Consider the following 23875-nt stretch of genomic DNA (forward strand, 5'->3'; position numbering starts at 1 on the left):
GTCCCACGATTTAACGATTGAAGAGGCGCCCGAGTCCCGGGCCGTCTCGCCCTACCATTCTAGCTTCGGCGGCTTGTGCGCGGCAAATAGCGGCGCGGCCGCCTCGACCAGTTCGCGCGGCATCATCCGCAAGGCCTCCGCCTCGAACGGCAGATGCAGAAGCCGCGTCGCCACGATTTCGGCCACGGCCCGCGCCTGTCCGGCATCGCGCTGGCGCTTGGCGGGGTCGCGATAAAGCCGTCCCGACAGCCAGAGTTTGTGGACCGCAAAGGCCCGGGGGTCGCAGGCGACCAACCGGACCGGTACCCCCTTCTGGTCAAAGGCCACAGTCTCCACCGTCGGGGCATTCTGGAGCCAAAACAGGCCCTCAATCCCTGAAGCGACAAGATCGTCGACGTCCGAACTGACGCCTTCGGGTTCCGGTCGCCAGGGTGGCCTGGGTTCGGGCTTGATCAGATCGACATAGAAGCCATCGCGGTTGACAGCCCGAAAAGTCGCGCCAGCCCGCCCGAAACTGCGGTCGACACGACGCAAAAGGGCGATCAGGGACTCGCGCGACAACTCTTCCTGAGCGGTAAACCGCAACCCGGCGCCAGCATGGAACAGGAGGTCCATGTCCTCGGTCGTCGTCAGACCGGGATCGAAGTTGGCCGCAGCGATCGCCTCGTAGGCAAATAGCGCGTTGGTGCCCACCAATCGCAGCTTTCGGCCGAGAAGTCCGGCATCGTCCAGCATCCGGAGAATTCGGGCCGAGAGAGAAGGAACCCGCCCCAGCCCGAGCGATTCCACGACGGCCGCCATGCGCGCGACGCCATCCTCCAGGTTGACAACCCGCGCTTCGGCCTCCGCGCGCCCGACTTCGAATTCGCGTTTCAAGGCCTCGGTTTCAGGACTGCGCAATCCCAAAGACTTTTGACGGCGAGCGCTTCCGCCTTCCGGGTAAAGCGAGCGGATAAGATACTCCGCCCCGCCTCGCTCAACCCAGGTCATGGACCCGCGATAACCGTCACGTCGGCGGCGGGCATCGACGAGCGCAGAAAAGCGCTGGCGCGCATCGATGACCATCCGCGCTTGATCGTTGTTATACGGAACGAAACTCGCTTCCATGTCGCCCTCAACGACATGCACCCTATGCGAGAGATTCTTATTTTTCAACAGTGAAGTTGGATGTCAACGGTTGTCTGTTGAAATCCATGAATTTTATCATGTTTTTTCCGTCTTAAGTCGAGATACAACCGAGGATCTACCCCTCATAGTTGTCTTTCACCATCCGGTCGAGCAGGCGGACGCCCCAGCCGGAGGACCAGGCCTTGTTGATCTCGGAGGCGCTCGCCTCCATGCCGGTGCCGGCAATGTCGAGATGCACCCAGGGCACGTCGTTGGTGAAGCGCTTGATGAACTGCGCCGCGGTGATCGAGCCGCCGTAGCGGCCGCCGGTATTCTTCATGTCGGCGAAAGTGGAATCGATCATCTTGTCGTAGTCGGGCCCGAGCGGCATGCGCCAGACGCGCTCGCCGGTCGCCTCGCCGGCGGCGCTGACCTGGGCGGCAAGCTCGTCGGAGGTCGAGAACAGGCCCGCATGGGTCTTGCCGAGCGCGACCAGGATCGCACCGGTCAGGGTGGCGAGATCGAGCATGAAGCGCGGCTTGAAGCGGTCCTGGACGTACCAGACCACGTCGGCCAGCACGAGCCGGCCCTCGGCATCGGTGTTGATGATCTCGATCGTCTGGCCCGACATCGAGGTGACGATGTCGCCCGGACGCTGCGCGTTGCCGTCGGGCATGTTCTCGACCAGACCGATCGCACCGATCACATTGGCCTTGGCCTTGCGGGCGGCGAGCGCGTGCATCAGTCCAGTGACGCAGGCCGCGCCAGCCATGTCGCCCTTCATGTCCTCCATGCCGGCGGCCGGCTTGATCGAGATGCCGCCGGTATCGAACACGACGCCCTTGCCGATGAAGGCGATCGGCTGATCCTTCTCCTTGCCGCCGCTCCAGCGCATCACCACCAGCCGTGGCGGCCGCGACGAGCCCTGGCCGACGCCCAGGAAAGCCCCCATGCCGAGCTTCTTCATCTCCTTCTCGGTCAGGATCTCGACTTCCACGCCGAGTTTCTGAAGCTCTTTGGCACGGCGCGCGAACTCTTCCGGCGACAGCACGTTCGGCGGCTCGATGACCAGATCGCGCGCGATCGTCACGCCGTCGGCGACCGCCTGCCGGCCGGCCCAGGCCTTCTTGGCCGCCGCATGGCCCTCGACCGCCAACGAGAGCTTCAACCCCTTGGAGCCGTTCGCCTCGTCGTCCTTCTTCTTGGTCTTGTAGCGGTCGAAGCGGTAGTGGCGCAGCGACGCGCCGAGCGCGATGTCGGCCGCCTGCGCCGCCTCGATCGCGACGCCGTCCGGCCGCTCGACGACCAGCGTGGCGGCCTCGGCCTTGATCTCGCCGAGCTTGCCGGCGATCGCGCCGCCGAGGCGGGTCCAGTCATATTCCTTCATCTCGGCCGGCTTGCCGAGGCCGACGACCAGCACCCGGTCGAGGCCCGAGCCGGCCGGCGCGATCAGGTCGAGCATTGCGAACTGCTTGCCCTTGTAGGCTGCCGCCGCGATCGCCCGCGCCAACGTTCCGCCCGTGGCGGTGTCGAGTTCGCCGGCCACCGGACCGAGCGCCGCGCCGTCGCCGGCGAGAAGAACGACGATGCCGGTCTCAGGGAGGACAGGTTTCTGGAACGCAATCGTGGCGGCGGACATCGGCTCTCCTCCGAGGCGGGTATCGGTCTCAGCCGCGCGTCAGGGGCGCGCGAATGGGGCGGGACAGCGAACATGGCGGGGCGGAGCGCGGACGGCAAGGGCTGCGGCGCATCTGTGGCCTGCACGCGACACCGGCACGCAGACGTTCGGGCACCGCCGGGCCATGACAGGAATCCGCTGCGTCATCCGGGCATTAACCATAACTCTTCGTCAAGCATTAGGTCTTCATCGGTGGCATGGGGATAGGGTAAAGAGGACGGACCGGCCGCGTGCGCCGGGGTCGGACGGTGCATGGGACTGATCGAGCGATACCTGCTCAAACGGCTGACGGCAGCGTTTCTCACGACGCTGGTCGCCCTGGCCGGCGTCGTCTGGACCACCCAAGCGCTGCGGCAGATGAGTCTCGTCACCGCCAAGGGCCAGACGCTGCTGATCCTGGTCGAGATCTCGGTGCTGGCTCTGCCCTATCTGTCGGTCGTGATCGCCCCGTTCGCGCTCCTGGTCGCCGCGATCTTCACGCTCAACGCGCTCAATGCCGACAGCGAACTGGTTGTCATCAATGCCAGCGGCGGTTCGCGCATGGTCGTGCTGCGCCCGCTCCTGATTCTCGCCGGCCTCGTCGGTGTGGCCATGCTGGCGATCGCCACCGTCGCCGCACCGGAGGCCCAGAAGCTGCTGCGCACCGAAATCACCAAGGTCAACGTCGATCTGATCGCCACCATCGTCCGGCCCGGCCGGTTCACCGAGATCGAGCCCGGCCTGACCTTCCACATCCGCAGCCGCGGCGGCGACGGGTCGCTGGTCGGACTGGTCATCGACGACCGGCGCGACAAGGAGATCGCCTATACCTACATCGCCGACCGCGCCGTGGTCCTGGAGACGCCGGGCCGGACGCTGCTCGTCATGCGCGACGGCGTGTTGCAGCGCATCCAGACCCGCGACGATTCGCTGTCGATCGTAAAATTCGAGGCCTACGCCTTCGATCTGTCCGAACTGACGCCGCAAAACGCCAAGCCGGTCTTCCGCGCCAACGAACGCAGCACGGCGGAATTGTTGGCGCCCGATCTCGCCGACGACTACACCGCGAAGAATATCGGCCGCTTCCGCTACGAACTCAACGATCGCCTGTCGCAGCCGCTGCTGCCGGTCGCCTTCGCGGTGATCGCCTTCCTGTTCCTCGGCGATGCCCGGACGAACCGCCAGGGCCGCGGCCTGGCGGTCGCGCTGACCCTGGTGGCCGCGGTGCTGGTGCGCGGCCTGCATTTCGCGGCGCTGAGCGGCTCGATCGGTTCGGCCGCCGCCGCCGGGCTGACCTATGTCGTGCCCGTGGCGGTAATCGTCGCCGGGCTTGCCATGATCCGGCTCGACCGCCAGTTCGCGCTGCCGCGCACCGCCGAGCGCCTGCTCGAGACTCTGGCCGATTTCGGCCAGTCGATCGTCGACCGCTTCGGTCCGCGCACGCGGGGGGAGGCCGGATGATCGGTCGCACTCTCGCCACCTATTTCGCCGGCCGCTTCGTCCGCGCGATCCTGCTCGTGTTTGGTTTTTCCTGCGCGATCATCTGGTTGTTCGACTTTCTGGAGTTGTTCCGGCGCACCGCCGACGCCAAGGGCTTCTCGGCCGGAGGGGTCGCGCTGATCTCGCTGTTCCGGGTGCCGTCGATCGCCGAGCAGGTGCTGCCCTTCGCCACCCTGTTCGGCGCCATCGCTGCCTTCCTGGGCCTGTCGCGCAACCTCGAACTGGTCGTGGCGCGTGCGGCCGGCATATCGGTCTGGCAGTTCATCGCGCCGGCCCTGGTCGTGGCGGTGACGCTCGGCGCGATCGGTACCGCGCTCTGGAACCCTGTCGCCGCCGGCCTCAAGGACCGCGCGGAGGAACGCCTCTACGAACTGACCGGGCGCGACAAGCGCCTGAACCCGAGCGCATCGACCAGCGATGTCTGGCTGAGACAGGACGGGCCGAACGGCGAGTCTGTGATTCGCGCCCGGCAGTCGCTCGACCAGGGCGCCCGACTCGGCGACCTGACCGTGATGAGCTTCGACCGGCAGGGCCGTTTCCGGGCGCGAATCGATGCCCGCGAGGCGGTCTTTGCCGACGGCGCCTGGGTACTTTCGCAAGCTCTGGTACGCAGCGAGGACCAGGCTCCCGCGGAACATGCGGCTTATACGATCCCGACCTATCTGACGATCGAGCAGATCCGGGAGAGCCTGTCGACGCCGGAGACCATCTCGTTCTGGGCCCTGCGGAGCTATGTCGAGATTGCCCGCAATGCCGGATTGCCGGCCTACGGCTATGAACTGCAGTATCAGATGCTGATGGCGCGCCCGCTTCTGCTGGCCGCCATGGTGCTGATCGCGGCCACCGTTTCGCTGGGGGTGTTCCGGTTCGGCAATGTCGGCCGCTTGATTCTCGGTGGCGTGTCCGCGGGCTTCGTGCTTTATGTCGTGGTCGAGGTAGCCCGGGATCTGGGCGGGGTCGGGATCGTCAATCCGGCCCTCGCAGCCTGGACGCCGGCAGTGATCGGTTCCTTGATGGGATTTACGATTTTGCTGTACCGGGAGGATGGCTAGGCATGTCGCCGCCCCTCCATGAACGGCGCCAAAGCCGAGCCGCGGAACCTGTCGGTCCGCGGAAAGCGAAGGTGTGCGCCGACCAACGGACGAGTGATCCGGGCGTTTCCAGCGTCCCGACTGCGGCCGGCGCCCAAGCCCGGCTGCGCGCCCCATTCTGGTGTCGCGCCGCGGCGCTCGGCGCCGTCGTGCTGACGGCGCTGTCGCTGGCCGATGCCGGCCTCGCCGGCGGGGCGGCCGCGCAGGACATCATGAAGCGCCTGACGCAGCCGAAGAACGGCGCGGCTCCGAAGATGTTCCTGGAGTCCGATCAGGTCGTCTACGACAACAAGCGCAACACCGTTACGGCCGTCGGCAAGGTCGAGATCCGCTACAACGGCTACACGCTGTCCGCCGCCCGCGTGACCTTCCATCGCGTCACCAAGCGCGTCGTGGCCGAGGGCTCGGCCCGCCTGGTCGAACCGCAGGGCAACGTCATCAACGGCGAGACCATCGACGTCACGGAGAATTTCCGCGACGGATTCGTCACGTCGCTGGCCATCGACACCACTGAACGGTCGCGCTTCTCGGCCGGCAAGGCGGATCGGCGCGACGGCAACGTCACGGTCTTCGAGAACGGCGTCTATTCGGCCTGCCAGACCTGCGTCACCGAGCCGAACAAGCCTCCCTTCTGGCAGATCCGCGCGGCCAAGATCATCCACAATCAGCAGGAGAAGACGGTCTACTACGAGGATGCGAAGCTCGAATTCCTGGGCACGCCGATCGCCTACGTGCCCTATTTCTCGCATCCCGACCCGACCGTCGCCCGCAAGACCGGCTTCCTGGCGCCCGGCTTCCTCGCCTCCAGCACGCTCGGCTTCGGCATGCAGGCGCCCTATTTCTGGGCGCCGACGCACGACTGGGACGTGACCCTGGCACCGACGCTGCTGTCCCGCCAGGGCGTGCTCGGCGACGTAGAGGTGCGCAACCGCCTGGAGACCGGCAAGTGGTCGGTCCGCCTCGTTGGCATCAATCAGAACGATCCGAGCGCCTTTTCCGGCACGAGCGGCGACCGCGTCTCGCGCGGTGCCGTCTTCACCAAGGGCGAGTTCAACATCAACGAACAGTGGAAGTGGGGCTGGGACGCCGTCCTGCTGTCCGACCGCAAGTTCCTGCTCGACTACAAGCTGGTTCCGTCCGACCGACAGGAAGCAACCTCGACCATCTATATGACCGGCAAGGGCGAGCGGAACTATTTCGACGCGCGCATCTATCAGTTCCAGGTGTTCGAGGACGACTACTACGTCTTCCGCAAGGATAACGGCAAGCCGCTGCCCTATGGCCGCTTCCTGGAACAGAAGCAGCCGCTGGTGGCGCCGGTCATCGACTATGACTTCGTCTATCCCGACCCGGTCATGGGCGGCGAACTGGCGGGTCGCTTCAACTTCACCAGCCTCAACCGGCTGAAGACCGACATCGATCAGATGCGTCAGGTCTACGGTGCTTCGGGCAACTACACCCGCATGTCGGCTGATGTGACCTGGCGGCGCCAGTATATCGACTCGATCGGTCAGATCTTTACGCCGTTCCTCGGCCTCAGGGCCGACCTGTTCTCGTCCCAGAGCACCAATCCGCATATCGGCTGGGTCGACACCGGCACCTATGCTCGGATCATGCCGACCGTCGGCCTCGAATATCGCTACCCGTTCATCGCCAACACGACCTTCGGCAACCACATCTTCGAACCGATCGCCCAGCTGGTGGCGCGGCCGAACGAGCAGTATGTCGGTCATCTGCCGAACGAGGATGCACAGAGCTTCGTCTTCGACACGAGCAATCTGTTCGATCCGGACAAATTCTCCGGATTCGACCGGGCCGAAGGCGCGACGCGGGCCAATATGGGCTTCCGTTACACCTTCCTGCCGACCGGCGGCGGGTCTGTGACCGTGCTGGCCGGACAGTCCTACCTGCTCGCCGGGACCAACAGCTTCGCCGACCCGCAGATCGCCCGGATCATGGTCATGGATCCGCGCCCGCTGACCGGCTACGGCTCCGGCCTCGACACTGACCGGTCCGACTACGTCACTTCGATCGCCATCGACACCGGCCGCGGCTTCCGGTTCGGGTCGAGCGCCCGCTTCGACAACCGGAGCCTGGCGCTGAACCGCGCCGAACTGCAGGCGACCGGCACCAGCGGCCCGCTGAGCGGCTCGCTGACCTATGCCTACCTGCGCACGCCGCAGTATTATTACAACCTTCTGAACAACACCTCCTACCAGATCGGCAAGCTCGATCCCGCACGCGAAGAAGTGCAGAGTGCCCTTAACCTGCGCATGGCTCAGAACTGGCGCCTGTTCGGCGGCATCCGCTACGATGTCGAGAATTCCTTCGTGGTCAACAACACGCTCGGGCTCGGTTTCGACAATGACAGCTTCTCCGCGTCGCTTGCCTACACGGAGGATACCGACCGGGCGCTGACCAAGTCGAAGGACAGCCGCATCCTGTCGGACCGTGTGCTCTATTTCCGTTTCGGCCTGCGCACGATCGGCGACGGCGCCGTCTCGAACAGCCTGATGCGCTGAGGTCCGGCTACCGGTCAAACCGGGGCCGTCCGGGCATTCCCCCCGCGGCCGATTCGGGTCCCACCGATGGCTCGATCGGATCCCCTGGCTCGGGCCGCCGGGATGGGCCGCCGGGGGCGGGCCGACGACTTGGCGGCCCGCCGCGATGGGGGCGAGTCCCGGCCTCTGGGCCTGCCGGTCCTGAGGCCGGTTGCCGATTTACCGGATCGACCGCATTCCGCCCGGACCCGAGTTGCGCTACAGCGGTGCGCATCGGGCCGGGTGGCTGGCGACCCGGTGCGGCAACATGCTTTCGCCATGTCGGCAGGGCATAGGGCGCTGGGGCCGCTGGCCGATCGCTGCATCCCGCATCGATCGGTCCGACGGGACCCGCGATACACATGTTGACTGGTTCGGATCCAGGAACGGGACGGCATCGTTCCTCCTTCTCGGATCTCCGGGTCGGTGCCGGACCAAGAGAGGGCTTCGAAGAATGCATCGCATCGGCAGCGCGATCCTGGGATGCGGCTTCGCCGTGGCGGCCTTCGTCACGACGACGGGCGCGACGACCACCGGCGCTGCGGCGCAATCGGCGATCAAGGCGATCGTCAACGGCGAGCCGGTGACCACCAACGAGATCGCGCAGCGCGCCCGCTTCCTGCGCCTGGTGCAGCGCGACCTGTCCGGCGACGCCCTGATGAAGCAGGCGACCGAGGAGATGGTCGAGGAGAAGCTGAAGCTGCAGGAGGCTAAGCGGCTCAAGATCTCCGTCAACGAAGGCCAGGTCGATGCCGCGGTGGCGTCCATCGCCCAGCGCGTCCGCCTGACGCCCGATCAGCTGCGCATGGCGCTCGGCCAGCAGGGTATCGACTTCGCCACCCTGCGCGGGCGGCTGCGCACCCAGGTGGTCTGGCAGCAGATGGTGGTGCAGCGGTTCCAGCGCACCGTCTCGATCACCGACAGCCAGATTGCCGCCGCGCTCGAGAAGCAGCGCGCCAAGGACGGCGGCAAGACGCCCGACGCCAGCCAGCGCACCACCGCCGAATATGCCCTGCAGCAGATCACCTTCGTGGTCTCCAAGGCGCAGCCGGGTTCCGGCGCGGCGCGGCTCAAGGAGGCCGAGGCCTTCCGCGCCAAGGTCAATGGCTGCGAGGGCATGGTGGCGATCGCCAAGGGCTTCTCGGAAGTCGTGATCAAGGGCATCGGCAAGCGGACGGAAGACGAACTGCCGCCGCAGTTCCGCGGCGTGCTCGCCGAGACCGGCGTCGGCAAGGTCTCCAAGCCGGTTCCGACCCCGACCGGCGTCGAAATGCTGGCCGTCTGCGCCCGGCGCGACATCAAGGGCGACTTCTCAGTGCGCGGCAAGATCGAGGACGAACTGCGCGAGCAGGAGGGCCAGTTGCTTGCCCGGCAATATATTACCGAGTTGCGGCGTATCGCCGTGATCGACTACAAGCGGTGAACCGATGGCCGCTGCGCCTGCGATCGCCGGGGCCGGGACGGCTCCGGCAAAATCCGCCCTGCCATCAGCCCCCCTGCCGCTGGCCCTGACGCTCGGCGAGCCCGGTGGAATCGGCCTCGACGTGACGCTTGCCGCCTATCACCGGCACCGCGACCTGCCGCCCTTCTATGTTCTCGGCGACGCGGGCGCCCTCGCGCGCCGCGCCGCGCGCCTCGGTCTCGAGGTCCCGATCGAAGCCACTGAGCCGTCCGCCGCCGCCACGGTCTTCGCCCGCGCGCTGCCGGTCGTCGCGACCGGCCATCCGGTCGTCGGCGAGCCGGGCCGCCTGGTCCCTGCCGACGCACCGGCCGTGATCGCCTCGATCGAGACGGCGGTCGAGCATGTCCGGACCGGCCTCGCCGCGGCGGTCGTCACCAACCCGATCAACAAGCACGCGCTCTACGGCGCCGGTTTCCGCTTCCCCGGCCATACCGAATTCCTCGGCGAACTCGCCCGCCGATTCGGGCCAGGACCCGCTGCGGGCGGTGCCTGGACGCCGATCATGATGCTGGCCGGCCCGGAACTGCGGACCGTACCGGTGACGGTCCATGTCGCGCTCGCCGCCGTGCCGGGGCTCCTGACGACCGATCTGATCGTCGCGACCGGCCGCATCGTCGCCGCCGATCTCGCCGGCCGCTTCGGGCTCCGGACGCCGCGCCTGGCCGTCGGCGGGCTGAATCCGCATGCCGGCGAGAACGGCACGATGGGCCGGGAGGACGACGAGATCGTCGCCCCGGCGGTCGCCGCTCTGAAGGGTCTCGGCATCGATGCCTTCGGCCCCCTGCCCTCAGACACAATGTTCCACCCCGCCGCGCGCCGGGGCTATGACGCAGCGCTGCTGATGTATCACGATCAGGCCCTGATCCCGGTCAAGACCATCGCCTTCGACGAGACCGTCAACGTCACCCTCGGCCTGCCCTTTGTGCGCACGTCGCCGGATCACGGCACCGCGCTCGATATCGCCGGCACCGGCCGGGCGCGGCCGGACAGCCTCGTGGCCGCCCTGCGCATGGCCGCACGCATGGCTGCAGCGGATGCGACCGGCATCGCTGCCGGCGCGGCCGCCTGACATGGCGCAGATCGACGATCTGCCGCCGCTGCGCGACGTGATCAGCCGGTTCGGGCTCGATGCGCGCAAATCGCTCGGCCAGAACTTCCTGCTCGACCTGAACCTGACGGCCCGAATCGCCCGGGCCTCCGGCGAGCTCGAAGGCGCCACGGTGGTCGAGGTCGGCCCGGGGCCGGGCGGGCTGACGCGGGCGCTCTTGGCCGGCGGCGCGCGCCGCGTCGTCGCCATCGAGCGCGACGAGCGTTGCCTGGCGGCGCTCGCCGAGATCGCCGCCCATTATCCGGGCCGGCTCGAAGTGATCTCGGGCGACGCGCTGGCGGTCGACATGGCGGTGCTGGCCGGCGGCCCGGCCCGCATCGTCGCCAACCTGCCCTACAATGTCGCCACCCCGCTGCTGGTCGGCTGGCTGCGCGCCGAGCCCTGGCCGCCATGGTGGACCAGCGCGACGCTGATGTTCCAGCGCGAGGTCGCCGAACGGATCGTGGCGGCTGCCGGCGACGACGCCTATGGCCGGCTCGGCGTGCTCGCCGGCTGGCGCTCGGAGGCCCGCATCCTGTTCGAGGTCGGTCCCAAGGCCTTCGTACCGCCGCCCAAGGTCACATCCGCGATCGTCCATCTGGTGCCGCGCCCGGCGCCGCTCGCCGCCGATCCGGACCGGCTGGAGAAGGTCGTCGCCGCCGCCTTCAACCAGCGCCGCAAGATGCTGCGCTCCAGCCTGAAGTCCGTCTTCGCCGACCCGGAAGCCGCGCTTGCTGCCGCCGGCATCGAGCCGACCCGGCGCGCCGAGGAGGTCGACGTGGCCGGCTTCGCCGCCCTGGCGCGAATCGGTCGGCCAGAGGCCTGATCCGGCCGGCCGGCCGATCGACCCGCCGGCTGCCGCCCCTGCCCTGCCGAAGGTCTCGCCGCTCCGTCGTGCTCGAACGGCCTTGTCGCATCAGCCGACCGGCGGGCCGACGATCGTCTGCCGCCGGAGAGCCCGGGGGGTTGGGACGGCGACAATGCCGGCGCGACAGCGAGGCCCGGACTTCCGTGCCGGGCGGTCGCGCGCGCGCCGATCCGGCGCGGTCCCGACCCCCTGCTCCGAAGCAGGCTCGGAACAGATCGGCCCGATTCGATCGGGAAGACTTCCGCGCAGTCAAAAAAGGATGCGGAGCGCTCTCCGATCCCCGCAGATCGGAAGCTCCTTTCGTTCAAGAGCCAATCCGCCTTCGGAGCGATCGCTTCCCGGTCAGGGCGCGACAAGGACCCGATCGGTCCAGCCGCAGATCGGGCGGCGGGTTCGCCGGAGTGTTGAATTCCGTATTCGAGCGCCGTTCCTACAGAATCTTAAATATTGCCCAATCAGGAATGCGTTAGAATTATTTTTTATTTCAGGAACAATCAGATAAATCATATCATGCAGATCATGAAATGACCCTATTTTGGTATAATTGGAATGAATACTATGCAGTCTCATATGTCTTTCCGAATGTACAAAGCTACGGCATGGAGCGGCAAGTATACAGGCGATCTCGGCACTTGCGGGATACGAAGCCGATGATCGAGCGCCGGTCCGAGGGTTTCGACGCGACCGCAATGCCCGTTTATCAATCCAAGATATATAGTAAATAAAAATGCAATTTTGACTACACGAAACCGAAAGACCCCTCGCCGATGCAGCCCGATCCAGCCGTTTCGCCACGCGCGAATGCATCCGACGCCGTGGCGGATGCGAGCGATCCGATCACCCAGCAGACTTTGGCAGATGCCGCCGTCAAGCCGACATCGGGCTCACGAGCAGCACCGGCACGCAGTCGCCGCCCCGCGCGCCGCGACGGATTTCTGGCCCAGGTGCTGACTTCGGTCGGGGCGCTGCTGCCGTTGCCGCGGAACACGGGCAGCCTGCGGATCCGCTTCGCTTCAGGTCCTCTTCGCAGCCGCATGACGGATGCGGACGCCAAGGCATCGCAGCGCCTGGAAGCGCCCGTTCCGCCCCCCGACCAATGCGCCGCCGCCGTCTCGGCAGCGGAGTCGCCGGCGAGCGCCGGCCTGCCGCCGATCGATCGAGACGCGGCCCGAGCCCAGGACCACGCGTCCATTCCCGCCGGGAGGATCGCGCCCGTTCACGATGGACAGGCATTGGCGGACGAGATCGCCGGCTCCGATCTGTTCGACGCGGATTTCTATGTCACGCGCAATCAGGGCCACCCGATCGGGGACATGAGCCCCGCCCTCCACTACATCCTGTTCGGGGCAGCGCGCGGGATCGCGCCGTCGGAGCGTTTCGACGGCAATCTCTATCTCGAACTCAACGCCGACGTTCAAACGTCGGGGATGAACCCGCTGATCCACTACCTTCGCCACGGCCGGGCCGAAGGTCGCCCGATCGCGAAAGGCGCAGCGCAGCGCCCCCCCGAACCGGCCCCCAAGCGCGCCAAGTCTGCGCCCGCCTTCGACGAGGCCAACAAGAGCACCTTTTCGCGGCGACGGCTCTATGAATTCGCGGCTGCCGAGCGTCTGGAGGCGGACCGCATCCGCTACTTCGCTGCGCGTGCCGACCGCTGTCGGGTCGGCATTTTCACGGCCAATGTCAATGCCTATGAGAGCATCAAGTATCACGAATACATCAACCCAGGTCACGACTACATCCTCTATACGGACCAGCCCCCGCTCTATCCGCATGTCTATACCGTCCGCCCGGTGCCGCTGTACGATCAGGACCCGACCCGAAGGGTGCGGTATATCAAGAACCATCCGCATCTCCTGATGGCCGACTACGAGGTTGCCGTCTGGATCGACAGCAACATTCTGATCCGCGGCGACATCGAGCCGATCGTGCAGGCCTTCAAGGAGTCGGGCGAGCCGATCGGCACCATCCCGCACCCCTTGCGCCGATCGGTCTATGAGGAGGGCGAGGCATGCATCAAGAGGAGCAAGGACGACGCCGAGGTCATTCGCGCCCAGATGCTGCGCTATCGCCAGGAGGGCTTCGACTGTGACACGCTGGTCGAAAGCTGCATGATCCTCTATCGCATCGGGCATCCCCAGTTGATGCCGGCCATGGCGAACTGGTGGAAGGAGATCGACGGCGGCTCGCGACGCGACCAGCTGTCCTTCAACATCGCCCTGGCGCGGGCCCAGGCATCCTTTCATCCGGTGATGCAGCGCCCGGTCAGTGCCCGCAACCACCCGGCCCTGGCCTTCTTCCACCATGATTGCGACGGGACTCCGATCAGCGCCTTCCGGGCCACCGGATGGGAGCCCATTCCCGCGCGGCGCGACGACCTGGAGTGCCGCATCGGCGCGCAGGCGGAGCGGTCGGCCGATATCGTGATCTGCGTCCACAATGCCCCCGACTGGGTCCGGCGTTGCCTCGCCTCCGTGGCGGCGACCCGCAATGCAGAGCGCCATCGCATCATCCTGATCGACGACGGCTCGGGTGCCGAAACGGCTGACCTGCTGCAGTCTTTCGCCGCCGAAACCGACAATGTCCTGCTCGTCCGCCACGATACGGCGCTCGGCTATACCCGCGCGGCCAATGTCGGGTTGAAGCTCTCCGAGGCCGAATTTGTTGTGCTGCTGAACAGCGACACCGTCGTGACCACGCACTGGATCGAGAAGCTGATGGATGTGGCCTTCTCGAAGCCGCATATCGGCTTGGTCGGCCCCCTGTCCAATGCGGCCTCCAACCAATCCCTGCCCGATCACCGCAGCACGCCCGGACAGACGGCCGTCAACGATCTGCCGCCCGGGATGGAGCCGGACGACATGAACGCCTGGTGCGAGGCGCATGCCCGCGCCGACGGATGCGTTCATGCGCCCCTCGTGCATGGCTTCTGCCTGGGCGTCACGCGCGCATTGATCGATCGGATCGGCGTCTTCGACGAGGAGAACTTCAAACTCGGCTACGGCGAGGAGGACGACTACTGCTTCCGGGCCGTCGACGCCGGGTTTGCACTGGCGATCGCAACCCACACCTTCGTGTACCATGCGAAGACCCAGAGCTATGGCGCCGACCGGCGCAAGGCGCTCTCCAAGGCCGGCAACACCCGGCTGCGCGAACTTCACAGCAGCGTCCGGGTCGATCGCGCGACCAGAAACCTCGCCGAGGACCCCGAGCTGGTGCGGCTGCGGACGCTCTGCGCGGCGCTCCATCGCGCGGGACCGCACGGCGAACTCGCCGTGACCGAGCCAACCGATGCACCGGGGGTAACCGCGCCGCCGGCGATGCCGGACGGGATGCCGGACGGCTAGAGGTCCGGATCGGGATGCCGTCGGCAACCCGGCTCGGCCGCAGTTCCCGGAGTGCGGCCGCACAGCGCCAGCGCTCACCTGAGGCGCCCGCCGCGCCCGGCTCCGCCGCCCTGGCGCGGATGTGAGGATCGGCGGGCACGGTCGCCCGGATTGCGCGCCGACCCGTTCGGCCGCAGCCGCCCGACCGCTTGATTTCGCCTGTCTGCTCCGGCTCTAATCCGTTGCGCGACAACGAGAAGAAAGGCCGGGGGGATGCTGCGCCAGGCGATCGTCGAATATGGGATGCCGCTGTGCGAGGCGGTCGAGCCGACGCCGGAGCCGCGCGGGCGGGAGGTGCTGCTGCGCATCCGCCATTGCGGCGTCTGCCATTCCGACCTGCACCTGCTCGACGGCCATTTCGATCTCGGCGGCGGCAAGAGCCTCGACGTGCGCGGCGGCCGCGAACTCCCGTTCACGCTCGGCCACGAGATCGAGGGCGAAGTCGAGGCGGTCGGACCGGAGGCGACCGGCGTCGCGATCGGCCAGCGCCGCGTGGTGTTTCCCTGGATCGGCTGCGGCCAGTGCGACAGCTGCCGGGCCGGCGAGGAGCAGATCTGCGTCAAGCCGCAGCAGATGGGCATCCAGGTCGACGGCGGCTATGCGACCCATCTTCTGGTGCCGGACGCGCGCTATCTGATCGACTATGCCGGCATCCCGGCCGAGCGCGCCGGCAGCCTGATGTGCTCCGGCCTGACCGCCTATGCGGCGCTGCGGCGGCTCGGCAGTCTGGCCGAGCGCGGTCCCGTCCTGATCATGGGGCTCGGCGGTGTCGGCATGATGGGCTTCGCCTTCGCCAAGGCGATGTTCGCCCATGCGCCCGTGGTCGCCGACATCTCCGCGGCCAAGCGCGAGGCGGCACTCGCCGCCGGCGCCGCCTCGGCCTGGGACCCGTCCGATCCGGAAGCCCGGCGCGCCTTCCTGAAGGCGACCGGCGGCGTCTTCGGCGCGGTCGACTTCGTCGGCGCCGAGGTGTCGTTCAACTTCGCCCAGGCGGCCCTCAAGAAGGGCGGCAAGCTGGTCGTGGCCGGCCTGTTCGGCGGTTCCTTTTCGATGCCGATTCCGTTCCTGCCGATGCGGGCGATTGCCATCGAGGGCAGCTATGTCGGCACGCTCGGCGAGGCCGAGGCGATGATCGATCTGGTCCGCTCCGGCAAGGTGCCGCCGCTGCCGATCGAGACGCGCCCGCTCTCGGCCGCCAACCAGGCCCTGGACGACCTGCGCGGCGGCCGGGTGATGGGCCGGATCGTGCTGACGCCCTGACGGGGTGGCGCCACGACTAGAGCCTGTCCCGTCTGGATCGAAGCGATCCAGACGAAAAGGACTGGCTCAAGGTGTTGATGCTGGAGCATTTCCTTATGGATCGGATGATTCCATCCGATCCGGAAATGCTCTAGGTCGGGCGGCCTCCGGTTTCCGGGCTGCCCGCGGCGTACTCAGGCCGATCGGGCGCGCTTGCGGTTCGGACGGCGGTCGGCCTTCTCGACCGGATCGGCAGGACGGGGCGCAGCCTCCGCCGCGACCGACGCTGCGGGGTCCGGCTTCCGGCCGTGCAGCGCCTCGGACATCATCTTCAGTTCCTCCGTCAGCGCCGCCAGGGCGGTGCCGAGCGGCCCGATCCGGGCGGCCGCGACCTTTGCATTGAAGGCGACGGGCCGGCCGGCCGCGGGTTCGCCTGCCGCCGCCGGGGGCGCGTTCGGTTCGGAAGGCTGGTGACCGCCGCCGGCACGCGGGCGCATGGCCAGGATGGCCGCACGCTCGGCCTCCAAGGCGCCGACGACCTCGCCCAAGGCCGTCAGGACGGCGTCGCAGCGGCGCTGGACCAGGCGGGTCACGGAAAGCGCGACCGGCATCCCGTCGGCGGGCGCCTCCGCCACCGCACGCACCTCCTCCAGGAAGGTGGTGACCCGCTCGCCGACCGAAGCCGCCCCGCCCTCGAACAGGCTGCGGGCGGTGCCGGCGGGCAGCGGCGGAATGCCCATCGCCGGATCGCCGGCGAGCAGGTCACGTTGTCCGGCCTCGAACTGGCCAACTGCCGTCAGCAGGCGCTCGCGCATTGCCGCGCGATCGTCCAGGCCGCCGAACAGCAGGAGTTGGAGCCCGATGCGCTGACTCAGCATGCGCAGCCGGCCCGCCAGGCTGATCCAATGCGCATAGAGGGCCGCGCCATCATCTTCGCGGCAATCTGGTTCGCGGTCGGTCGGCATGGACGGCGTCCCTCGGACGGAGCGTTGGCGTGGTTCGATACCGCCATGCTCTCGCCGACAGGGTTAATGCCGCGTTAATGCCGCGATCCGTCCGTTACGATTCGTTAAAACCGATGACGGCGCGCCGAAGGCGATCGCGCAAGGGCGCCGCGCGGCCGGGCGTCAGCCCGTCAATCCTTCGATGAAGCGGCCGATCCCCGTACGCCGGGCACGCTTCAGCCGCTCCGCGCGCAGGATGGCGGACACGTCCGCGAAGGCGCCGTCGAGATCGTCATTGACGATGACATAGTCGAAGCGCTTCCACTCGGCCATTTCGCGCGACGAGTTCTTGAGACGCTTCTCGATCACCTCCGGAGCATCCTCGGCCCGGCGCTGCAGGCGCAGGCGCAGTTCGGCCATGGTCGGCGGCAGGATGAAGATGGTCGCCACATCGTCCGGCATCCGGTCGATCAATTGCACGGCGCCCTGCCAGTCGATGTCGAACAGCACGTCCCGCCCCGCCGCGATCGCCCGTTCGACCGGCGCGAGCGGCGTGCCGTAATAGTTGCCGTGTACTTCCGCCCATTCGAGCAGCCCGTTGCGGTCGCGCAACGATTCGAATTCCGGCACCGAGATGAAATGGTAGTGGACGCCGTTGACCTCGCTCTGCCGGCGCTCCCGGGTGGTCACCGACACCGACAGTACGATCTGCCGGTCGGTATCGAGCAGCAGCCGCGACAGCGTCCCCTTGCCGGCACCCGACGGCGACGACAGCACCAGCATCACGCCGCGCCGGCCGATTTCTGTGCGGGAGCGGCCCGCTTGCTGCAGGCTCTGGGGAAGGTCGGCGGAGGCCATCGGTTTCACTCGACGTTCTGGATCTGCTCGCGGAACTGGTCGACCACCGTCTTCAGGTCGAGACCGATCGCCGTCAATGCCCGATCGTTCGATTTCGAGCAGAGCGTGTTGGATTCGCGATTGAATTCCTGGGCCAGAAAGTCGAGCCGGCGGCCGACCGCGCCGCCGTCGCGAATCAGGGCGCGGCCCTGGGCGACATGGGCGAAGAGCCGGTCGAGTTCCTCGCGAATGTCCGCGCGCGTGGCGATCAGCACGGCCTCCTGGTGCAGGCGCTGCGGATCGAGCGCCGGCACGGCGTCCAGCAAGGCCCGCACCTGCTCGGCGAGACGCTCGCGGATGGCCTCGACGCTGCGCGCCGGATTGGCCTCGGCGGCCTTGGCCAGCGCCTCGACGGTGTCGAGATGACCGGCCAGCACGGCGGCCACCGCAGCCCCTTCGCGCGCGCGCGCCTCGACCAGGGCGTCGAGCGCACGGTCGAGGCCGTCGAGCACCGCCGCGTCGAACGCCGCCCGCGCCGCTTCGTCATCCTCCGCGTCGGCGGTCTCCACCACCCCCTTCACGGCCAGGATGCCGTCGAGGCTCGGCGGCGCGGTCTCGATCCGCTCCGCGATCAGGCGCATGGCTTCGACGACGGCCGCGAGCGCCGCCTCGTTGATGCGCAACTGAGTGGCGGCATGCTCGCGCAGCACCGTCAGCGTGAAGCTGCAATTGCCGCGCACCAGCCGCCGGCCGGCCCGCTCGCGGGTCGGTATCTCCAGGCGTTCCAGGCCGGGCGGCAGGCGCAGGCGCACGTCGAGGCCCTTGCCGTTGACGCTGCGCAGTTCCCAGGTCCATCGCTGCCCCGCACTGGAGCCATCGGTGCGGGCAAAACCGGTCATGCTGTTGAGGGCCATGACGCCTCCGTGAAATCCGATTGTCCTGCCCGCCGGCACCGTGCCGAAGCCCGCCGAACGGACCGGCACCTTACCGGCTGCCGTTGCAGGGCGAAATTGCTCATTGGTGTCACGTCCGCGGAATCCTGCCGGGCGCGCCCGGTCACCGGCGCCCCCAGCCGGCACGAAAGGCGGGCATGATGTGGTCGCGCGACAACTCCGCGATCTCGATCGGCGGCAGGTCGAAGGGATCGACCCAGACAATCTCCTCGATCTCGGCCTCCGGCCGGACCGGCCGATCGATCCGGATCACGAACACCTCGGCCTCGACCCGGTGGCCCGCTTCGTGGGCCGCCCGGGCCGCGAAGCGGCCGAGCGGTTCGGGCATGTCCGCGCCGAGCGCCAGCCCGAGCTCTTCCATGAGTTCCCGGCGCAGCGCATCGATCGGGCTCTCGCCGGGCTCGATCTTGCCGCCGGCCTGCATGAAGGTGCGGCTGCCGCGCTTGCGCACCAGCAGCACCCGGCCGCTCGGATCGGCAATGACCGCCGCGGCGATGCGGATGACCGGACCCTGCGGCGGCAGTCGGTCGCTCACGACCGGACGCGCCCCGTGCCGATGCATCGGCTGCATCGGCCGATGCCATTGCACAGAACCGGCCTCGGCCACGACGCGCTCGCCGCCGCTGCCGGGTGCCGGCCTGGACCGGGCACAGGGGCGAGGGTGAAGGACGCGGCGTCTGCCAGCAAGACCACGGACCGGATCCGGCTACTCCGCCGCGGGCGGCGGTGGGGGTGGCGGCGGAGGCGGAGGCGCTCCGGCCGGCGGTCGAGCCGCCGGAGGGGCGCCCGTCTGGCCGGACGGGCGGGCCGCCGCTCCGGGCGTCGCTCCACCCGTACGCGGCGTGGCCGGCGTGCCGGCGGCAGGCGTGACCGGGCGCGGGGCGGCCGCACCGCCGCCTCCCGGCGTGACGGCGGGTCGCACGACCGGAGGCTTGGCCGTCGGCGTTGCGAGGCCTGACGGACGCGCCCCGGCCGGCGCCGGCAGGCCGCCCAGGCCTTGCGCCACGGGTTCGCCCTCGGCCCCGGCTGCGCCGCCGCGGCGGGCCGCCTCGATCAGACGCCAGCGCTGGACGTTGCGATTGTGCTCTTCGATCGTCTCCGCAAAGGCATGCCCGCCTGTGCCGTCGGCAACGAAGAACAGTTCGTTGGTGCGCGACGGATTGGCGACGGCCTCCAGGGCCGCCCGCCCCGGATTGCCGATCGGCCCCGGTGGCAGGCCGGCATTCTTGTAGGTGTTGTAGGCATTGGGCGCGGCGAGGTCGGCCTTGGTGATCGTCCGCCCCTCAAGCCAGGCCTTGCCGCCGTAAAGCCCGTACAGGATGGTCGGATCGGTCTCCAGGCGCATGCCCTTGCGCAGGCGGTTGATGAACACCGCGGCGACGCGCGAGCGCTCGTCGGCGCGCGAGGTCTCCTTCTCGACGATCGAGGCCAGCACGACCATGTCGCGCGGCGTGGCCAGCGGCAGTCCGTCGACGCGCTTGCCCCAGATTTCGGCGAGGCGGCGCTCCTGGGTCGCCTTCATCTGGGCGATCAGGCTCTCACGGGTACGCCCGCGCTCGAACTTGTAGGTGTCGGGCATCAGCGAGCCCTCTTCGGGCACGGCTGCGATCTTGCCGGTCAACATCGTGTTTTCCAGCAGGCGCGCAACGATCTGCTCGCTGGTCCAGCCTTCCGGGAAGGTCAGCGAATGCTGCACGACCTTGCCGTCGGCGATCAGGTCGGCGACCTCGTGCATCGAGATGCCGGCCTTGAACTCGTACTCGCCCGGCTTGAGCCGGTCGGCGAGGCCGGACAGCCGCACCCCCCAGGTGAAGACGAGATCGTAGGTGATCACGCCGTTCTTGGCGAGGATGTCGGAGATTTCGCTCAGGCCGACCCGCTGCGGGATCGCGACCACCTTGGTCTCCTTGAGCGGGCCCGGGTCCTCAAACTCGCTACGCCCCATATAGACCGCCGCGCCGAGGCCGAGCAGAATCAGCGTCACGAAGGTGATCAGGCCGCTCATGAAGCCGAGCGTGGAGGAACGCGCCATCCTGGAGCGGACGCGCTTCGCCGGCGGCGGCGGGACCTCGCCGGTGACGATCGATTCGCGCGGCGATTTCGGCACGGCTTCCCTGACCGCCTTCGGCGCCGGACGCGGCGCGAGTTGATCGGAGCGGTCGGCCATGAGGATGCCAGGATCGCGAGCCGGGCCCGCGGTCGGCCTTCTCTCCTCCGGTTCCGGTGCTACGTCGGACATCGTGCTGGTCAACTCCCCGCGGCCACGGATGCGGGCCGCAGATTCGGCCCAGCCTCGTCGCTTCTCGTACGAGAGGGTGGCGAGAATACGCCGAATCCTCCCGTCACGACGGAGTTAATCCATTTCGCGCCGCAATTGCCAGCCGCACCGTTACGGCATGGCGAGCGTCGAGGGCACGGTCGCAGCGCCGGCGGCTCCCGCCGGGACGGCTGCCGGGCAGGCCGAACGATGCGCCGACGGCGTCGTTCAGGCGACGCGGCGCAGGATCAGGGTGGCGTTGGTGCCGCCGAAACCGAAGGAATTCGACAGCACCGTGTCGATCCGACGCGGCTTGGCCTGCAGCGGAACCAGATCGATCGGCGTCTCCACCGACGGATTGTCGAGGTTGATGGTCGGCGGGGCGACCTGGTCGCGGATCGCCAGGATCGAGAAGATCGCCTCGATCGCGCCGGCGGCGCCGAGCAGGTGGCCGGTCATCGACTTGGTCGACGACATCGAGATGCCGGCCGCGGCATTGCCGACCAGACGCTGCACGGCGCCCAGTTCGATCTCGTCGCCGAGCGGCGTCGAGGTGCCGTGGGCGTTGATGTAGTCGATGTCGGCGGCCGTGATGCCGGCCCGCTTCATGGCGGCCGACATGCAGCGGAAGGCACCGTCGCCGTCCTCGGACGGCGCCGTGATGTGATGGGCATCGCCCGACATGCCGTAGCCGACCACCTCGGCATAGATCCGCGCGCCGCGCGCCTGGGCATGTTCCAGGCTTTCGAGCACGACGCAGCCGGCGCCCTCGCCCATCACGAAGCCGTCGCGATCCTTGTCGTAGGGCCGCGAGGCGCGGGTCGGATCGTCGTTGAAGCCGGTCGACAGCGCCCTGCAGGCGGCGAAGCCGGCGATCGAGATGCGGTTGACCGGCGATTCGCTACCGCCGGCGACCATCACCTCGGCGTCGCCGAGCGCGACCAAGCGCGCCGCATCGCCGATCGCGTGGGCGCCGGTCGAGCAGGCGGTGACGACGGCGTGGTTGGGTCCCTTCAGGCCGTGCTGGATCGAGACGTGGCCGCTGGCCAGGTTGATCAGCCGGCCCGGAATGAAGAACGGCGAAACGCGCCGCGGACCGCGCTCCTTGAGCGTGATCGAAGCCTCGTAGATGCCCCCGATGCCGCCGATGCCGGACCCGATCATGACGCCCGAGGCGATCTGCTCCTCGTAGGTCTTCGGGTGCCAGTTGGCGTCGTTGAGGGCCTGGGTGGCAGCCGCAACGGCATAGACGATGAAATCGTCGACCTTGCGCTGCTCCTTCGGCTCCATCCACTGGTCGGCATTGAAGGTGCCGTTGGAGCCGTCGCCGCGCGGAACCTGGCAGGCGATGCGGCAGGCGAGATCGTCGACCTCGATCGAAGTCACCTTGGCGGCTCCGCTCTTGCCGGCAAGGATGTTGGCCCAGGTGGCCTCGACGCCGCATCCGAGCGGCGAGACCATGCCCAATCCGGTGATGACGACCCTGCGCATCGTGATGAGATGTTCCCGATCCGGTCCGGCGCGAAGGACCGCGCCGCTTCAGAAAAAAATGCCGACCGGGCACGGTTGCGCCCGGCCTGGCCGGTTCGACGAAGGTCCGCGCGCGAACGCGCGGCAAACCTTCAGCCCGCGTTCTTCTCGAGGAACTTGACGGCGTCGCCGACGGTCAGGATCGTCTCGGCCGCGTCATCAGGGATCTCGACGCCGAACTCTTCCTCGAAGGCCATCACCAGCTCGACAACGTCGAGCGAGTCAGAGCCGAGGTCGTCGATGAAGCTCGCGTTCTCGGTCACCTTCTCGGCGTCGACGCCGAGGTGCTCGATCACGATCTTCTTCACCCGCTCCGCGATATCGCTCATGTCATTCTTCCTCGAAGTGATACGACTGTTTCGACCTAGGTCTTTTGCGAACATCGTCGCCGGGGACCGCAGTCCAGCCGGTTCCGATACCATCCGATCGTCGCGGGGAAAAGGCTCGTGCTCTTTCGACCGATCGCCGCCGGGCTGCTCAGGCCACCCGGACCCAAGGCCGGACCACCGTCGCTTCCGGCCTCATGGACCGCCCCCAGCCTCGCGACCGCCCTCATCGCACCCGTTTTGCCGACGAGACGCGCGTGGTGCTAGCATACTTTAAATTCCTTGACCAGCCGCCGGAATGGCCGGAAAGCGCGCTTCCCGCCCCTTGCTCCGGCGGTTGTTTTCGTCGTCAGATCATGGCCATGCCACCGTTGACGTGAAGCGTCTGACCGGTCGTGTAGGCGGCTTCGTCGCTCGCCAGATAGACCGCCGCAGCCGCGATCTCCTCGGAGGAGCCAAGCCGGCCGGCCGGGACCACGCCGAGAATCGTCTCCTTCTGCTTCTCGTTCAGCGCATCCGTCATGGCCGTGCCGATAAAGCCCGGCGCGATGCAGTTGACGGTGATGTTGCGGCTGGCGACTTCCTGGGCGAGCGACTTCGACATGCCGATCATGCCGGCCTTGGCGGCGGCATAGTTGCCCTGGCCTGGATTGCCGGTGACGCCGACCACCGAGGTGATGCCGATGATGCGGCCGAAGCGCCGCTTCATCATGCCCCGGAGCGCCGCGCGGGCGAGACGGAAGCCGGCGGTGAGGTTCACCTCCAGCACCTTGTCCCATTCCTCGTCCTTCATGCGCATGAACAGGTTGTCGCGCGTGATGCCGGCATTGTTGACCAGGATGTCGATCTTGCCGAGGGCCGCCTCGACGGCCGGCACCAGCGCGTCGACCGAGGCGCGGTCGCCGAGATCGGCGACGAAGACATGGGCGCGAGCGCCCAGTTCGGCGGCCAGTTCGCCGAGCACCGCTTCGCGGGTGCCGGACAGTGCCACCGTGGCACCCTGGGCGTAGAGGGCTCGGGCGATCGCGCCGCCGATGCCTCCGGTCGCGCCGGTCACGAGCGCGGTCTTGCCGGTCAGGTCGAACATGCGG

The 23875-nt window shown here is 67.9% G+C and carries 18 protein-coding genes; 8 read left to right on the forward strand and 10 right to left on the reverse strand.

The annotated features are described in order from the left end of the window. Nucleotides 1–51: 51 nt before the first annotated feature. Together KL771_RS11535 and KL771_RS11540 are read right to left on the reverse strand one after the other, a co-directional pair. Nucleotides 52–1107, reverse strand: a complete 1056-nt coding sequence (locus tag KL771_RS11535) for a nucleotidyltransferase domain-containing protein (protein ID WP_261968707.1) — start codon at nt 1105–1107, stop codon at nt 52–54. 136 nt (nt 1108–1243) lie between these two features. Further along, entirely contained in the window at nt 1244–2746 is a 1503-nt protein-coding gene (locus KL771_RS11540; protein ID WP_261968708.1) for a leucyl aminopeptidase, read from the reverse strand. Nucleotides 2747–3037: 291 nt separating this feature from the next. Between KL771_RS11540 and KL771_RS11545 the strand changes: the two genes are divergently transcribed. The 8 genes from KL771_RS11545 (at nt 3038) to KL771_RS11580 (ending at nt 15958) form a co-directional block, all read left to right on the forward strand. Continuing rightward, nucleotides 3038–4225, forward strand: coding sequence for an LptF/LptG family permease (locus KL771_RS11545; protein WP_261968709.1), 1188 nt, complete (start codon nt 3038–3040; stop codon nt 4223–4225). Beyond that, nucleotides 4222–5316 (forward strand): LPS export ABC transporter permease LptG, encoded by a 1095-nt coding sequence (lptG, locus tag KL771_RS11550; protein ID WP_261968710.1) that lies wholly within the window; start codon nt 4222–4224, stop codon nt 5314–5316. The genes KL771_RS11545 and lptG overlap by 4 nt, the downstream gene beginning before the upstream one ends. 71 nt (nt 5317–5387) lie before the next feature. Then, nucleotides 5388–7877 carry an LPS-assembly protein LptD gene (locus KL771_RS11555; protein ID WP_261968711.1) on the forward strand — a complete coding sequence of 830 codons (2490 nt, stop codon included), beginning with the start codon at nt 5388–5390 and terminating at the stop codon, nt 7875–7877. 472 nt (nt 7878–8349) lie between these two features. After that, complete coding sequence (locus KL771_RS11560) at nt 8350–9318, forward strand: SurA N-terminal domain-containing protein (protein ID WP_261968712.1); 969 nt, start codon at nt 8350–8352, stop codon at nt 9316–9318. 4 nt (nt 9319–9322) lie between these two features. After that, nucleotides 9323–10426, forward strand: a complete 1104-nt coding sequence (gene pdxA, locus KL771_RS11565; protein ID WP_261968713.1) for a 4-hydroxythreonine-4-phosphate dehydrogenase PdxA — start codon at nt 9323–9325, stop codon at nt 10424–10426. A gap of 1 nt (nt 10427) precedes the next feature. Then, nucleotides 10428–11270 (forward strand): 16S rRNA (adenine(1518)-N(6)/adenine(1519)-N(6))-dimethyltransferase RsmA, encoded by an 843-nt coding sequence (gene rsmA / locus KL771_RS11570; protein ID WP_261968714.1) that lies wholly within the window; start codon nt 10428–10430, stop codon nt 11268–11270. 809 nt (nt 11271–12079) lie between these two features. Continuing rightward, complete coding sequence (locus tag KL771_RS11575; protein ID WP_261968715.1) at nt 12080–14659, forward strand: glycosyltransferase; 2580 nt, start codon at nt 12080–12082, stop codon at nt 14657–14659. Between the two features lie 252 nt (nt 14660–14911). Further along, a complete protein-coding gene (locus tag KL771_RS11580; RefSeq protein ID WP_261968716.1) occupies nt 14912–15958 on the forward strand; it encodes an alcohol dehydrogenase in 1047 nt (348 codons plus the stop codon). Between the two features lie 173 nt (nt 15959–16131). Here the strand turns inward: KL771_RS11580 and KL771_RS11585 are convergent, their stop codons facing one another. The 8 genes from KL771_RS11585 to fabG form a co-directional block, all read right to left on the reverse strand. Continuing rightward, nucleotides 16132–16902, reverse strand: a complete 771-nt coding sequence (locus KL771_RS11585) for a type IV pili methyl-accepting chemotaxis transducer N-terminal domain-containing protein (protein ID WP_261968717.1) — start codon at nt 16900–16902, stop codon at nt 16132–16134. 162 nt (nt 16903–17064) lie between these two features. Beyond that, nucleotides 17065–17739, reverse strand: coding sequence for a guanylate kinase (gene gmk, locus KL771_RS11590; RefSeq protein WP_054361051.1), 675 nt, complete (start codon nt 17737–17739; stop codon nt 17065–17067). 5 nt (nt 17740–17744) lie between these two features. Beyond that, a complete protein-coding gene (locus KL771_RS11595) occupies nt 17745–18632 on the reverse strand; it encodes a YicC/YloC family endoribonuclease (RefSeq protein WP_261968718.1) in 888 nt (295 codons plus the stop codon). Nucleotides 18633–18774: 142 nt separating this feature from the next. Beyond that, nucleotides 18775–19206 carry an NUDIX hydrolase gene (locus KL771_RS11600; protein WP_261968719.1) on the reverse strand — a complete coding sequence of 144 codons (432 nt, stop codon included), beginning with the start codon at nt 19204–19206 and terminating at the stop codon, nt 18775–18777. 171 nt (nt 19207–19377) lie between these two features. After that, entirely contained in the window at nt 19378–20838 is a 1461-nt protein-coding gene (mltG, locus tag KL771_RS11605; protein WP_261968720.1) for an endolytic transglycosylase MltG, read from the reverse strand. Nucleotides 20839–21156: 318 nt separating this feature from the next. Next, nucleotides 21157–22419 carry a beta-ketoacyl-ACP synthase II gene (fabF, locus tag KL771_RS11610; protein ID WP_261968721.1) on the reverse strand — a complete coding sequence of 421 codons (1263 nt, stop codon included), beginning with the start codon at nt 22417–22419 and terminating at the stop codon, nt 21157–21159. A 131-nt stretch (nt 22420–22550) separates the two neighbouring features. After that, a complete protein-coding gene (locus KL771_RS11615) occupies nt 22551–22787 on the reverse strand; it encodes an acyl carrier protein (protein WP_054361047.1) in 237 nt (78 codons plus the stop codon). A gap of 346 nt (nt 22788–23133) precedes the next feature. Beyond that, complete coding sequence (gene fabG / locus KL771_RS11620; protein ID WP_261968722.1) at nt 23134–23871, reverse strand: 3-oxoacyl-[acyl-carrier-protein] reductase; 738 nt, start codon at nt 23869–23871, stop codon at nt 23134–23136. Nucleotides 23872–23875: the final 4 nt, after the last annotated feature.

This window comes from Prosthecodimorpha staleyi (genome assembly GCF_018729455.1).
GTDB classification, from domain to species: Bacteria; Pseudomonadota; Alphaproteobacteria; order Rhizobiales; family Ancalomicrobiaceae; genus Prosthecodimorpha; species Prosthecodimorpha staleyi.

What these genes read in the sequence shown, in the direction of transcription:
- KL771_RS11595 (WP_261968718.1), bottom strand. Translation starts at nt 18,632, where the DNA reads ATGGCCCTCAACAGCATGACCGGTTTTGCCCGCACCGATGGCTCCAGT.
- mltG (WP_261968720.1), bottom strand. Translation starts at nt 20,838, where the DNA reads ATGGCCGACCGCTCCGATCAACTCGCGCCGCGTCCGGCGCCGAAGGCG.
- KL771_RS11535 (WP_261968707.1), bottom strand. Translation starts at nt 1,107, where the DNA reads ATGGAAGCGAGTTTCGTTCCGTATAACAACGATCAAGCGCGGATGGTC.
- KL771_RS11585 (WP_261968717.1), bottom strand. Translation starts at nt 16,902, where the DNA reads ATGCCGACCGACCGCGAACCAGATTGCCGCGAAGATGATGGCGCGGCC.
- KL771_RS11540 (WP_261968708.1), bottom strand. Translation starts at nt 2,746, where the DNA reads ATGTCCGCCGCCACGATTGCGTTCCAGAAACCTGTCCTCCCTGAGACC.
- fabG (WP_261968722.1), bottom strand. Translation starts at nt 23,871, where the DNA reads ATGTTCGACCTGACCGGCAAGACCGCGCTCGTGACCGGCGCGACCGGA.
- KL771_RS11580 (WP_261968716.1), top strand. Translation starts at nt 14,912, where the DNA reads ATGCTGCGCCAGGCGATCGTCGAATATGGGATGCCGCTGTGCGAGGCG.
- KL771_RS11615 (WP_054361047.1), bottom strand. Translation starts at nt 22,787, where the DNA reads ATGAGCGATATCGCGGAGCGGGTGAAGAAGATCGTGATCGAGCACCTC.
- lptG (WP_261968710.1), top strand. Translation starts at nt 4,222, where the DNA reads ATGATCGGTCGCACTCTCGCCACCTATTTCGCCGGCCGCTTCGTCCGC.
- rsmA (WP_261968714.1), top strand. Translation starts at nt 10,428, where the DNA reads ATGGCGCAGATCGACGATCTGCCGCCGCTGCGCGACGTGATCAGCCGG.
- KL771_RS11560 (WP_261968712.1), top strand. Translation starts at nt 8,350, where the DNA reads ATGCATCGCATCGGCAGCGCGATCCTGGGATGCGGCTTCGCCGTGGCG.
- pdxA (WP_261968713.1), top strand. Translation starts at nt 9,323, where the DNA reads ATGGCCGCTGCGCCTGCGATCGCCGGGGCCGGGACGGCTCCGGCAAAA.
- KL771_RS11545 (WP_261968709.1), top strand. Translation starts at nt 3,038, where the DNA reads ATGGGACTGATCGAGCGATACCTGCTCAAACGGCTGACGGCAGCGTTT.
- KL771_RS11575 (WP_261968715.1), top strand. Translation starts at nt 12,080, where the DNA reads ATGCAGCCCGATCCAGCCGTTTCGCCACGCGCGAATGCATCCGACGCC.
- fabF (WP_261968721.1), bottom strand. Translation starts at nt 22,419, where the DNA reads ATGCGCAGGGTCGTCATCACCGGATTGGGCATGGTCTCGCCGCTCGGA.
- gmk (WP_054361051.1), bottom strand. Translation starts at nt 17,739, where the DNA reads ATGGCCTCCGCCGACCTTCCCCAGAGCCTGCAGCAAGCGGGCCGCTCC.